Source organism: Enterobacter mori LMG 25706, assembly GCF_000211415.1.
Taxonomy (GTDB): Bacteria; Pseudomonadota; Gammaproteobacteria; order Enterobacterales; family Enterobacteriaceae; genus Enterobacter; species Enterobacter mori.
The window spans coordinates 436,623-449,952 of the sequence record NZ_GL890780.1 but is presented as its reverse complement, the minus strand read 5'-3'; the positions used below and the strand labels follow the sequence as shown (position 1 = coordinate 449,952).

The following is a 13,330-nucleotide window of genomic DNA, read 5'->3' as shown; positions in this document are numbered from 1 at the left end:
ATCCTTAAAAGCGTAAAGTCGTGTCAAACGTGACGGAGAGGTTGCTCTCGCGTTTGCCGTCGTAAGGGCGCTTATCCCAGTTCAGCATCACGCCGGTATCGATAACGTTGTTCCACTGAACGCGTTGTCCGTAACCCAGCAGGGCGATGGCGCCAGCGGACTGATTTTTCTGCCAGTAGCTGCCGCCTCCCGCCACGAACTGCTGGCTCCAGAGGGTGTCGTAATGGCGATACATCTCATGGTCAACGGCCAGGGCAGCCGTCACGGACAGATCCCGCGCCGGGTTGTAATAGAGCGTGTCCCGCAGGCTGTTTTTACTGGCGGCGATCCCCGGTTCGAGATCCAGCGTCAGGGACGGGGTCTGCCAGAGACGCTCCTTACCCGTGAGGGTGTATTCCTGGCGACGGTTATGATCGGAGAAGCGGCTGAGGGCGGCGCTGAACTGGTACTCGCGCCGCTCGTTTTGATACCAGCGCACCCCGCCTTCACCCCGGTTGGCGCTAATTCCGTTGCGTAACGCCCGAAGGGGCGTAGTGCGCGACAGGCGCTCAAGGCTGCCGCTGACCTGCCAGCGATCGGTCGCAAAGTACGTCGTTGAGAGGCGAGCGCCCGGCTTGTTTTCACCGTGATAGCGGTTGCTGGAGAGTTCGGCCTCGAGCTGCAAGTCGCGTGGCCGCCATTCGACGCCGCCCAAAAGGTGACGGCTGGCACCTTTGCCCTCATCGAAATGACTCTGCGCGTAGCGGGCACCTGCAAACAGCCGCCAGCTATCCGCTACGGGTGGGCCATAGAGCGTGGCGTCCCAGTTCAGGTCGTGTGTCCCGCTGACGGGGTTATCTGAGTGCAAGCCCTTGCCCGCGTTGAGGCGCAGTTCGGACATGTGGTGGACCGTTCGGAGCCTGTCGAGACGCCTGGCGCTGCGGTCGGCGGGTGCGCGAGCCAGCACGTCGTCGGCCAGTAAATCCATCTGTCGCCACGCCTGCAGGTCCATCGCGACGTAGGCCTGCTGTTGCTCTAGCTCTGTATTGGACGGCTCCAGCGCCTCCGCCGTTTTCAGCTTTTGCTCGGCCGCGCGTGGCAGACCCCGCGCCTGAAGCAGGGTGGCGTAGTCAATCTGTAGCCCCTGATTGCCCGGCGCCGTTGTCGCCAGACGGTGCGCCAGCGTTTCGGCTTCCGGCAGGGCATTCGTCGCCAGCAAATAGTTAAAACGGAGCGACTGCCCAGTAAGCCACCGATCGTTCGGCTGAGGGGCAGGGGAACCAAAATCGTAACGGGTCCAGGGGACGTCGCGGGTCTGGCGCTCAACGTACTGGCGGGCGGCCTCGTACTCTCCCGTATCCAGCCAGGCGTAAAAAAGCGCGTGCTCCTCATCCTGCGGGTCGGAAGCATATTGCGGATAGCGTTGCAGAAGCGCGAAGGCGGCGGCCGCGTTTTTCTCCTGCAGATACGCGGAGATGACCCAGCCAATTGCCCAGCCCGGCACCGGATGCTGGGCTGCCGTAAGATCCTGATATTCGCTTATCACCTTTGGGTAATCAGCATGCGCGTACAGCGCGCCAAGCCTGTCGATACGCGCAAGGACGACGTCTTCCGCCGCCTGCGGCTCGTTTTGCCAGCGAGCAAGCAGGGTGTCGTAACGATTCAGCGCGGATTGCGCAAGCTGCAGGCGCTCCTTTTCTGTTCTGCCTGGCACATCGGCAAGGCGAACCCGTTCGGCGGCGGCATTACGCTCAAGACGTCGACGCTCCGCGGGAGACAGCGTCACGCTTTGTGAAAGCTGGAGCGCGGGGGTATTCACCCGGTTATCCGTAAGCGCGTCGATCAGCTCGCTGAGGAGCGCTTTATTTTCAGGTGCGATATTCAGCGCGCGCGTGTCTGCCAGAAGCCGATCCCAGCTTTTCCCCTGGCGTAACCAGACATAGGAGAGCGTCTGAAGATGCGCCTGAGAGGGATTTTCCGCCACCAGCCGTTGGGCTTCCTGCAGGGCAAGCGTATCTATGCGGGCATCGGCCAGGGTTTTTATATAGCCGATACGATAATCGTCGTTATCCGGCGCAAGGCTACGCGCCTCTTTCCAGAGCGCCAGGGCTGGCTGCCACGCTTTTTGATTTCGCCTGGATTGCGCGACGGCAGCAACGCCGCGGGCAGGCAGCGGCATATAAATGCCATAACGCTGCCAGACCTGAATAACCTCGTCATCATGACCCGCCCAGGCTGCCACCTGTAACCAGTCCGCAACGTGTTCAGGTGTCAGGGCATGCTGCTGCTGATAACGCTGAAGATAATCGAGAAACGGCGTGTAATTACCGTTACGCGCCTGTTGAATCTGTTGCTCATAAACGGATTCAGTCGCCTGAGCCAGAACAGGAAAGAGGAATAACAGGAACAATAATGTTGGGGTGCGATAAAAGAATAACGTATTGAAGCGAAGCGATCTTTCCATATCTATTTGCCATTTGTTTATCGTGAATCCATTGCATAACACGGCCGCCTTTAAACTCAGCGTTAAAGGCCATAAATGAGAACATTAAATCTAAATGCAGTGATGTTGTGGGATACTTACCTAAAGGTAATTATGGATCCTTATCTCAGGGGATTGGGTGAAAGCTAATGTACACCTGATATGTTGCCTGATAAATATGTTGAAAAGCGGGTTTATCGTTTTGAGATAATTCTGTATCGAGCGGTTTTTAACGTTTTTATTGAATTGACTATTTATTTGTAACTCATTGAAAGTTATTTATTTTATTTTTATTGTGACAGCCTGTTATATATTTTTTATGCGGTTTTGCTGTGTCAATTAAAGTACTTTCTGGTACATATTTGGGAAGTTTCATGACAAAAATTCTTAATGTTTAGAGAAGTGACTTTTCTGCGATTGTTTTTTATTTATAATTAATGGCGGCCATTGAATGATAGTCTACAGGAAGTCTTTCTCATCAATGTCTGTATTGAGGGATATCCAAAGCCAGAATACATTTATCGTTAAAATAACAGCGCTATAAAACGAAGGCGGCCTTCTTTCTGAAGGATCGTTCTTGCTTTAATCTAAAAGGGATGGTTAGTGGCAACTTCAATAGTGTTAGTGACTCAGGATCGCTACCTTGTGAGGGGGATGCGGATTTTTTTTCCGGATATTATCCTGCTCGACAAGATTGACAGAAACATATTTGATAACGGTGCAGATGAATATTCTGTGTTGATTGATAGTCGTGCTCCGCTCCGTTTATATGATTACCTGATACGCCATCCGGCCAGAACGAAAAAAACAATCTGCTGCGTTATGCTTGATATGCGACACCGCGAGGAGAATCTGCTCAGTATGAAGTTATTTATGAACACGTCGCTCACCGCGCCGGATATGGCCTCGCTGTTTAATCTGATTCTTAATATGAAGGGCAGACGCCTGACCACGAGGTGGCTACTTAATTTACGGCCGGGCACGCACGAAGCGATTATGTTGCGGTTGCTGAGGGCAGGGATGTCGATGGAAGCCATTGCCGAGGAGCTGAATACGTCGGTGAAAAGCCTCTATCGCAAACGAACGACGCTCTCGGAACGCCTGGGGGTGGAGAACTTCAACGAGGCGTGTTTGTTTATCTTTAAAAACAAACTGCTGGACGCAGGTGGGAACGATCCCTGAATTCCTGAGTGCCCAAAAGCAAGAACCCGCCACAAGGGCGGGTTCTTTTAATAGAAATGATTCAGAACGACCAGCGCAGATTCGCGTTAACCGAGTTGACGCGGGTATCCGCACCATATTGCCCCTGATAACCCACATCCAGCGTCGCCGCTCGCGACAGCTGTACGCTCACGCCGATATCACCCACCATCACGTCCTCATCTACGGCCTGACCCTGAGTAATGAACGTGTCGCTGCCCGCAAACGCCATGCGCGAGGAGGTGTTCTTATCGCCATAGGCGTGCTGCCAGCCCAACGAACGGTAGAGATTAACGTTCTTCGGTAGCTCGGTCACACCGCGCACCCCGAGGGTGGAATAGGAGGTGTTCATCGTTTCGTTACGTACGCTCAGCGCGGCGGCACCGCCATCTTCCCGGAAGCTGTCGGTATGCAGTCGGACGTACGATAAATTGACGAACGGCTCAATATTCATATCAGGCTGGCCGAAACGGTAGCCCGCTTCGGTGAACGCCAGCAGCGAGTTGGCGTCGTAATCCGACTTCAGACGATCCGAGAAGCCGCTGAAATCAACAGTGCGCTCGCCTTCGATCTTGTGCCAGGTATAACCCAGCGCGCCGCGCAGGGAGAACGCATCCTGTTGACCCGCTGCATACAGGCCAAGATGGTAGTTGTCGGTATCCGTTGAGGAACGCCGGCTATCGACGTCGTAATCACCGCGGCTGTAGCCGAAGTAGCCACCGACACGCACGTTATGATCCGCCAGCTTGCGATCTGCCCCCAGCAGGAAGCCGGTGGTATTGCCATCCAGCTTGCCCACGTTACCGTCGCCGTTGTTTCGGCTCCATGAACTGAAGGTCTGACCCCAGACGCCGTTATTTTGCGGCTCCGGCTGCTGCACCAGCGACATCGCTAACGGTGGTATCAGCAGGCTGTCGTTATCAAATGCGCGCTGCATACGCTGGTTTAACACGTTAAACACCTGCGTGCTGCCCGCGATCAGGTTGGACTGCATTGACGGATAAACTTCACCGGACAGCTGGTTGAACGCCTCGCGCGCTTCCGGCGCGCTCAGCACCAGCAGCGAGTTGTACAGCGCCAGCGACGGGCCGCTTTGCGTCAGCGTGGAGAGCGCACCGGCGGTATTCCACTGGTTGCTGCTTTTGGCCACGGTCTGGAAAATGCCCGGCTTGCCGCTGCCCGGGTTTTCACCGCCAGGATTCTCACCGCCAGGATTCTCACCGCCCGGGTTTTCGCCACCGGGGTTTTCTCCTCCAGGATTCTCACCTCCCGGATTTTCGCCTCCAGGATTCTCGCCGCCGGTCTCTTTCTGGGCGATGGTCAGATCGACGGCATTGGTGCCCTGCTTGAGCGCTACGTCCAGGAAGGCAGATTTGGAGATCGCTCCGGCGAACTGACCGTCAATTCCCCCGTCCGAGGTTAAAATGCGATAGCTTTGGCCCGTTTTGTAGCTGGTTTGCGGGTCCAGCGCGGTGACCTGTACTTTAGCCTGGTCGCTGATAGTCGTTTTGCCCGATACCAGCAGCTGGTCGCTACGACCATCTCCGGCAATATCAACATCATAGAAGGAGTCGCCGACAAGGTTCAGATAGCGTTTCAGCGTCAACGTACCGATATTGCCGTCACCGGGCGAGATATGCCCGCCGGACAGGATCTCGGTCTGGCCCAGCGTGCCGTTCCCCCCAAGCGTGCCGCCGGCTTTGATTGACGCGGCGCTGCTGTAGCCCAGCCCGTTGCTAACGTCGGATCCCGCCGTCGCGTTGAGGATCAGCGTTCCGCCGTTCTCGGCGCTAATGGTCTGAATATCAAAAATATCGTCTTCTGGCTGGGTGTTGATATTGCTGGCAATAATGACTTTGCCACCGCGCGCGGTCACGTTCGCCTGCAGGGCTGAAAGATCGCCGTTTAGCGTTGTCTGCCCGGAGGTATTGATCACCTCACCTTCACCGCTCATCGTGTTGCTGAAGACGTAATTTCCGTCGGTATGGTTGAAGTAGACATAGCTGCCGAACAGCCCGCCACGCAGGCTGATTGCCGTATTCGCATCGAGAGTACCCGCGCCACCCGCTGTGCCAAGCGTTGGCTCAGTTAAACCCGTGCCGGTGTCCATATTGCCGCGGCTGCCGATGATGAGCGCACCCCGGTTCGAACCGGAACCCGAAGTCCCCACGATCAGCGTATTGCTACCAGCGGAAAATGAACCGCCGTCAATCACAGACAGCACGCCATTGCCATAATCGCCCACGCTCACGCTGCTACCGCTGGTAAAGCGTGAGTCTTTGCCCGCAATAACCAGCTCGGCGGTTTTACCCGCCCCGGAGACGCCCGCCACCTGCGCGCCGCCAACGTTAACCGTTCCACCGTTCAGCACGTCCAGATCGCCATAAAGCGTCAATGTACGGCCAACATTCCACTGTGAACCGCTCCCCGTGACGGTGGCTTTCGGGCTCAGCGTGTCGGTTTCACCCGGCCCGGTACCGTTGCCGATGCGCGCATCGTAGGCGGTGCTGAGCGCCGCGCCGTCTTCAATCGCCAGCGTGGAGCGTGCCCCCAGATCGGTGCCTACGCTGAGAAAATTACTGGTCACGCGAGAACCCGCACCCGTGGCGATAAGGTGGCTGTCGTAGCCGCGGGTGGTGCCGACAACGATCTCCTTCGCGCTCGCCAGCGCGCCCTCTTCGACACGCAGGGTGCCGAGGCCAAGATTAAGGTCACCGCGCAGGACGTACTGATCGTTCACCGCGTTAAGCTCAGCGTTTGGCCCACGAACCGTGACCACGCTTTCATAAATTTGGCCGTCGAACAGTCGACCGATATTGATGTTATAGGCGGTGATTTTGCCATTATCGATCAGCAGGTTTCCGCGTTGATTACGTCCAACGTAAACATCTCCGGTGTAACCCAGCGTTTCGGTAATACGCGCGTCGCCATCAAAAATTGCATCGGCTGCATGTGCGAAATCGGCAGGTGAAAGCAGTAACAGCGGCGCGGAAAATAGAGCGAGGTAAAGTCTGGAAAGCGGCGTCTTAACCGCTAAAGCATGCGATGTAGAGTTATTCACGGGCTATCTCCGTACTCATTAGCGTGATGTCTGGAAAATCGTTTTTATGAAAACTCAGATACGTCAGAAAATATAAAAGGCGTTATTTATGTACGCCTTTTGATTTGAAGTTAATTATTTATGAGTGACGACAGGGGTACAGGTTGGCGCGCTGAGTGTCGGTGCGGATCCTAAAATCCCAGGCATCATCATTGATGAGCAATCGAAAATACGCCCTTTTTCCGTCGTGGCGCGATAAGACAGCTTTTGTCCACCCAGTGCGTCCGGCTGGGCGCCATTTACATTGGTCACGGTTATTTCATCTGATGAGCCCAGCCCCAGCATTTTAGCGGTCTCCGCCTGCAGGAGTGGAATAGCCTGATCGGTTTTCAGCGTGGAACAACCGGTTAGCATCAACGTAACGGTTAAAAAGACGAGAGGTTTTTTCATAAATTATCCTTGATATCCAATCAGTTAATTTCACTGATTGTATTTATGTTTTCATTTACTCAAATCAGCGAATAATATATTTCCCTTTCCTAATCGAAAAAACCCTCCTAAAGTAGGGTGGGTAGATAATAATTCATCTGTACTCTCAGATATGCGAAGGTTAAAGGAGGACCCTTTGGGACAGAATTATGCGTTGGTCGTTGATGACCATCCATTGGTAGCTAGCGGCATCGCCAATTATCTGATTACACATTGCCAATTTAAGCAGGCGTATGTGGTGACGAATGAAGACGATTGCTACCGTCAAATTAGGGATAATGGCCCACCACGTTTGCTGGTAATCGATTTTTGGCTCTCGTCCGGAACGGCGTTGAAATTACTCAAAGAAGTGAAACAACTTTACCCACAGATACGACTCCTGGTGGTCAGCGGGGATGACAATAATGATCTCTGGCGGAAAGTTCATGCCGCCGGGGGGCACGGTTTTGTATTGAAAAGCGAACCGCCTGAAATGTTCTCACAGGCCGTTTTCGCACTCACTAATAATTTGACGTGGTTCCCTGATGGAAGCGAAATTTCCGTTCAGTCGAATAATGAGAAGTTAAGTAAATTTAACTTAACGCCGCGGCAAATAGATGTATTAAATATGATTATGCGTGGCCTGCCAAATAAAAGAATCGCCGCACAGCTTTCAATTTCTGAGCCCACGGTCAAAGAACACATCAGCAATATATTGAAAAAGATAGGTGTTAACAGCAGGGTAGAGGCCATCACGCTTCTGCATGGCAAGCAGGAACCGTCGGAATGAGGTTTTTCCAGAGCTTACAGAACGAGGGTATCTCTCCTCCGGCGCAGATCCGTTTGCTAAACAACACCTTTCTGCGGCTGGTGTTTAGCTTTAGCGCGGTGCCCTTTGTCGGGATCCCTTTCGCCATCTGGATTTATATGCTTGGGGATGACCTCGGCCCAACGATTACCTGGATAATCATTTATCTGCTATGTGCAGTGGCGATACGAATATTGCATCGACGCTATCAGCGCGAAGCGAAAGACAATATTGAAAAGGACGTGCTGCGTCGCTGGCTTCCGCGTATTAATAATATCGCCTTTGTCCACGGGCTGGGCATTTCATCACTCTATTTAATTACCCCGCAGACGCAGAACTTTGACTTTTTCCTGCTCCTTAATATCAGCATCGCCGCTATCGTCGCCGCCAATGCGACGCATCTGACGCCGGTCATCAGCACTTTTACGCGCTTTTTCTTCGCCTCCTGGGGGGTGCTGAACCTCGGCATTATCTGGCGGCTGGATGAGTTAATGTTCATCGTGCTCATGCTGAATCTGCTTTACGGCTTCGCGATTTACCGCCATGCATTAACTTCACACGCTTTCTTTATACAGCAAGCGCTTCTTGAGGAAAAAAGCTCGCGCCTGGCGGAACAGTTTCGTCAGGCCAAAGAGGACGCGGAGCAGGCTCTGCTGGATAAAAATCAGTTTCTGACAACCGCCAGCCACGATCTGCGCCAGCCCGTGCACGCCATGGGTTTTCTGATCGAAGCCATTCTCCACCGAAACCGGGACGATAGCCTGACGCCGCAACTCCTTGACCTGCAGCAGAGCGTTCGTTCGGTACATTTAATGCTCAACTCTCTGCTCGATCTCAGCAAAATTGAATCCGGGAATGTCCTTTCTGCCCCGACCAAAGTGGATATCGGCGCTCTGCTTGACTCGGTGATCACGCTGTTTCGCGAAGAGGCCAACAGCCGTGCTCTGCGGCTGTCTACCCGTCGACCCAAACGCCGCATCTACGTGACAGGCGATCCGCTGCTGGTGCGACAATCCCTGATTAACCTGATTCAAAACGCCCTTCGCTACACGCTACAGGGGGGCGTACTGGTCGCCATCCGGCCACGCGGTGAGGAGTGTATGGTAGAGGTGTGGGATACGGGTGTCGGTATCGCCGATGACGAGAAAGGTAAAATCTTCTCACCTTACTACCGCCCTGAGCTGGCATGGAAGATTGACAGCGCCGGACACGGACTGGGACTTGCCGTAGTGGCCCGTTGTGCCAAGCTGATGAAGGTGAAGTACGGGATGCAATCCATTGAAGGTAAAGGCTCACGCTTCTGGATGCGCTTCACGCAATATGCTGGCGAAGACATCACGCTGGACACCGCACCCGCCTGTGATAGCACCGCCACGCCGGTACGCTATGCACCGCTGCACGGTTCCTGCCTTGTCGTCGATGACGACCCGCTGGTGACGTCTGCCTGGGAGAGCCTGATGAGCGTATGGGGAATCAACGTGCGCTGCGCGGCCTCCGCTGAAGAAGCGTTCGCCATAATCGACGAGGGCTTTAAGCCGTTCGCCGTGCTGTGCGACCAGCGCCTGCGATCCGGTGAAAGCGGCTTCGACGTTCTTAAAGCGCTTTTTGAACGTCTGCCGGATATGAGCGGCGCGATAGTCAGCGGCGAATTTAATTCACCGGTTCTGCTGGAGGCAGAGCAGGAAGGGTACCTGGTGCTGCGTAAGCCTCTGGAGCCAGCTAAATTGTATGCGCTGCTGACGCAGTGGTCGAGATGTCGTAGATATAAATAAGTTGAAGTCCTTTCGGTTCGGTGCTTTTAAAGCGTTGTAATGACATCTGCGTTACGCGTGTTGTATACTTAATATCCATTGAACAGAGGAGGACAACACCATGCCAGCTGCAAACACTATGGCGGTGAAACGCGAAACCCTTAACCTGCGCATCAGGCCTGCCGAGCGAGATCTTATCGATCGGGCAGCGAAAGCGAGAGGGAAAAACCGCACTGACTTCGTGCTGGAAGCAGCCCGCGCTGCTGCGGAAGAGGCACTGATCGAACAACGCATCATAATGGCCGATCCAGAGGCTTATCAGGAATTTCTGGCTCGTCTGGATCAGGCTCCAGCACCTAATGCCGCACTGCGTAAAACTATGCAGACCCCTGCGCAGTGGGAGCGGGAAAAATGATCTCTGCCCCAGAGCCCCTTCGCGCAGGGCATATTCTTACTCCATTTTGCTGTGGGGTAGATTCGATGGATAACTGGCTCAAGCAGCGGGCGATGAAAAATCAGGCCAGTGGTGCATCCCGTACCTTTGTCTGTTGTGGCGGCGATTCTAACGTACTGGCTTATTACTCGCTGGCGTCCAGCGCGGTCACAACGAATACCGCACCCGGCCGCTTTCGTCGCAATATGCCCGATCCCATCCCTGTTGTGGTGCTGGGACGCCTGGCGGTAGATCAGTCTCTTCATGGGCAGGGCGTTGGTCGGGCGCTGGTACGCGACGCCGGGCTGCGGGTGATCCAGGTGGCGGAGACCATCGGCATCCGCGGAATGCTGGTTCACGCCCTATCGGATGAAGCGCGGGAATTTTATCTGCGGGTGGGGTTTGAGCCATCGCCGATGGATCCGATGATATTGATGGTGACGTTGGGGGATTTGGTGGCGAGTATTTAGCAATTATATTTCTACCTTTCTGCTTTAACTAATGTACTTAGATAAAATTACTCGCGGAATAGGGATGCTGTATCGGGGTGATGAAATTCTGGGATATTTGAATTGACCTACCCCAGAAAGCAAAAAACCAGCCCTAAGGCTGGTTTTTCTAAATAGTGGTGCCCGGACTCGGAATCGAACCAAGGACACGGGGATTTTCAATCCCCTGCTCTACCGACTGAGCTATCCGGGCAACGGGGCGCATTAAACCCGATCTGCCCCCTGCCGTCAACGAAAAATGTTGTTTTCGTTACAGACTGCGCAATCTCTCACCATTTCGCCGTACTCTTAAGCGAAAAAGTGCGTCCAGAGCGCGGAGAGCGGCATGGCGAGCAGCAACGCGGGCAGCATGTTCACCACGGCAAACATCTTGATCCCGCAGATACGCAACCCTGTCGCCAGCAGCAGCAGGCCGCCAACCGCGGTGAAGTCCGCCATCATCGCAGGCGTAGTCAGGGGCAGGATCAGCGTGGCGCAGGTGGCAAGCGCAAGCTGGATCAGCAGCATCGGCACGCAAATCGCGGCAACGGCAATGCCGAGCGTGGTGGCAAAAATAGTGGCCGTAAAGAAATCAAGAAACGCCTTCGCAATCAATATGCTTGGGTCACCCGTCATCCCTTCCTGCATGGAACCGAAAATCCCGGTGCCGCTGGCGCAAAACAGAATAATTATTGCGACATAGTTTTGAATAAACGACTCGTGGGTGCCGTGTTTCGCCTTGCCCGGGCGGGCAATCAGGTTTTTGGCTTTGCCTACCGCATTATTGATGCCTTTTTCCAGGTAGCAAAATTCACCAATGAGCGCGCCGAGCAGGGTCGCGAGCACCATGACGGGCAGGTTGGCGCATTTGATCACCAAAAAGATGCCGATGCCTAACGAGGCCAGGCCAAATATGGAGGGCATCGAGGTGCGAATACGTTCCGGCAACCGCTGGCTTAACACTGCGCCGAGTACGCCGCCTAACAATACGGCACCGGCGTTGATAAAGGGTCCAATTACCACCGTTAACTCCTGTTACTTAATCATTGGTATTGCATGATTATGACACGACAACGCTGCATGACGCTTAGCTTTGCAAGGCTAAGTGCATACTGATTCCTTCTTGCGCCTAAAAATAAAAGGTGACATTATTGCGCGAATTTTCTCCTCCCTGTCTCACCGCCCGGTGAGGGTAACTGCGCCTATGAAAACCATGAAAATTGCCGTCAGCCGCGAGCTGGTCTCTACTGTGTCTACTCACCGGGAAATGGTGACGCTGGATAACACTGATTTTACCGATGTGGCGGCAGTGGTCATTACGGTCGCTGAAAGCTGTAGCGGCATCCTTGCGCTGCTGAAACGTACGGGTTTTCAGCTTCCGGTATTTATGTTCTCGCAGGAGCCGACGAATGTTCCTGAAGGTGTCACTGCTGTAATAGCAGGAAAAGCGCAGGAGTTCCTGGAACTGGAGTCTGCCGCCTGCCGTTACGAAGAGGATCTGCTGCCGCCTTTCTTCGACACCCTGAGCCAGTATGTTGCGATGGGCAACAGCACTTTTGCTTGCCCCGGGCATCAGCACGGCGCGTTTTTCAAAAAGCATCCCGCCGGGCGGCAGTTTTATGACTTCTTCGGTGAGAACGTGTTTCGCGCCGATATGTGCAACGCCGACGTAAAGCTGGGTGATTTGCTGATCCACGAAGGTTCCGCCAAGCACGCGCAAAAGTTCGCGGCAAAAGTCTTCAATGCCGATAAAACCTACTTCGTGCTGAACGGCACCTCAGCCGCGAATAAGGTTGTTACCAACGCGCTGCTGACCCGCGGCGATCTGGTGCTGTTCGACCGTAACAACCATAAATCTAATCATCACGGCGCGCTGATTCAGGCAGGGGCCACGCCGGTCTACCTTGAAGCGGCACGTAACCCATTTGGTTTTATCGGCGGGATTGGCGAGCACTGCTTCGACGATGCGTATCTGCGAAATCAGATCCGTGACGTTGCCCCGGACAAGGCGGATGTGCCTCGCCCGTTCCGTCTGGCCATCATTCAACTGGGCACCTACGACGGGACGATCTACAACGCCCGTCAGGTGATCGATAAGATCGGCCACCTTTGCGACTACATCCTCTTTGACTCTGCCTGGGTAGGTTACGAACAATTTATCCCGATGATGGCGGAAACGTCCCCGCTGTTGCTGGAACTGAACGAGAACGATCCGGGGATTTTCGTGACCCAGTCGGTGCATAAGCAGCAGGCCGGGTTCTCACAAACGTCGCAGATCCATAAAAAGGATAACCACATTCGCGGTCAGGCACGTTTCTGCCCGCACAAGCGGCTGAACAATGCCTTTATGCTGCATGCCTCAACCAGCCCGTTTTATCCGCTGTTCGCGGCGCTGGACGTGAACGCCAAGATCCACGAAGGTGAAAGCGGACGCAGGCTGTGGGCGGAGTGCGTCGAACTGGGCATTGAAGCGCGCAAGGCGATCGTCGCCAACTGCCATATGATTAAACCCTTTATCCCACCGGTGGTGGCGGGGCGTCCGTGGCAGGATCATGCGACACACACCATCGCCAGCGAGCGTCGCTTCTTCAGCTTTGAGCCAGGCGCGAACTGGCACGGTTTTGACGGCTACGCCCGTGACCAGTATTTTGTTGACCCGTGCAAGCTGCTGCTGACCACGC

At 54.4% G+C, this 13,330-nt stretch carries 10 protein-coding genes and 1 tRNA gene; 6 read left to right on the top strand and 5 right to left on the bottom strand.

Annotation, left to right across the window (positions count from 1 at the left end):
* Positions 1-4 precede the first annotated feature (4 nt).
* Positions 5-2,443 (bottom strand): poly-beta-1,6 N-acetyl-D-glucosamine export porin PgaA, encoded by a 2,439-nt coding sequence (pgaA, locus tag ENTMO_RS0120340; protein ID WP_010435539.1) that lies wholly within the window; start codon positions 2,441-2,443, stop codon positions 5-7.
* 672 nt (positions 2,444-3,115) lie between these two features.
* On the opposite strand from pgaA, the gene ENTMO_RS0120335 reads away from it, so the two are divergent.
* On the top strand, positions 3,116-3,643 hold the full coding sequence (locus ENTMO_RS0120335; protein WP_010435537.1) for a helix-turn-helix domain-containing protein: 528 nt from the start codon (positions 3,116-3,118) through the stop codon (positions 3,641-3,643).
* A 61-nt stretch (positions 3,644-3,704) separates the two neighbouring features.
* Here the strand turns inward: ENTMO_RS0120335 and ENTMO_RS0120330 are convergent, their stop codons facing one another.
* Positions 3,705-6,722: an autotransporter outer membrane beta-barrel domain-containing protein gene (locus ENTMO_RS0120330; protein WP_010435533.1), complete on the bottom strand. Its 3,018-nt coding sequence runs from the start codon at positions 6,720-6,722 to the stop codon at positions 3,705-3,707.
* 114 nt (positions 6,723-6,836) lie between these two features.
* Positions 6,837-7,151 carry a lipoprotein gene (locus ENTMO_RS0120325; protein ID WP_010435531.1) on the bottom strand — a complete coding sequence of 105 codons (315 nt, stop codon included), beginning with the start codon at positions 7,149-7,151 and terminating at the stop codon, positions 6,837-6,839.
* Positions 7,152-7,326: 175 nt separating this feature from the next.
* On the opposite strand from ENTMO_RS0120325, the gene ENTMO_RS0120320 reads away from it, so the two are divergent.
* The 4 genes from ENTMO_RS0120320 (at position 7,327) to ENTMO_RS0120305 (ending at position 10,631) form a co-directional block, all read left to right on the top strand.
* Positions 7,327-7,959, top strand: coding sequence for a response regulator transcription factor (locus ENTMO_RS0120320; protein WP_010435529.1), 633 nt, complete (start codon positions 7,327-7,329; stop codon positions 7,957-7,959).
* A complete protein-coding gene (locus tag ENTMO_RS0120315; RefSeq protein ID WP_010435528.1) occupies positions 7,956-9,749 on the top strand; it encodes a hybrid sensor histidine kinase/response regulator in 1,794 nt (597 codons plus the stop codon). The genes ENTMO_RS0120320 and ENTMO_RS0120315 overlap by 4 nt, the downstream gene beginning before the upstream one ends.
* Before the next feature lie 100 nt (positions 9,750-9,849).
* Positions 9,850-10,143 (top strand): type II toxin-antitoxin system TacA family antitoxin, encoded by a 294-nt coding sequence (locus ENTMO_RS0120310; protein WP_010435527.1) that lies wholly within the window; start codon positions 9,850-9,852, stop codon positions 10,141-10,143.
* On the top strand, positions 10,140-10,631 hold the full coding sequence (locus ENTMO_RS0120305; protein ID WP_010435526.1) for a GNAT family N-acetyltransferase: 492 nt from the start codon (positions 10,140-10,142) through the stop codon (positions 10,629-10,631). The genes ENTMO_RS0120310 and ENTMO_RS0120305 overlap by 4 nt, the downstream gene beginning before the upstream one ends.
* Before the next feature lie 156 nt (positions 10,632-10,787).
* Here the strand turns inward: ENTMO_RS0120305 and ENTMO_RS0120300 are convergent.
* Positions 10,788-10,863 (bottom strand) — tRNA-Phe (locus ENTMO_RS0120300).
* Positions 10,864-10,958: 95 nt separating this feature from the next.
* A complete protein-coding gene (locus ENTMO_RS0120295; protein WP_010435525.1) occupies positions 10,959-11,672 on the bottom strand; it encodes a DUF554 domain-containing protein in 714 nt (237 codons plus the stop codon).
* Positions 11,673-11,853: 181 nt separating this feature from the next.
* Between ENTMO_RS0120295 and speC the strand changes: the two genes are divergently transcribed.
* Positions 11,854-13,330, top strand: a 1,477-nt coding sequence (gene speC / locus ENTMO_RS24375; protein ID WP_010435524.1) for an ornithine decarboxylase, incomplete at its 3' end; no start/stop codon positions are given.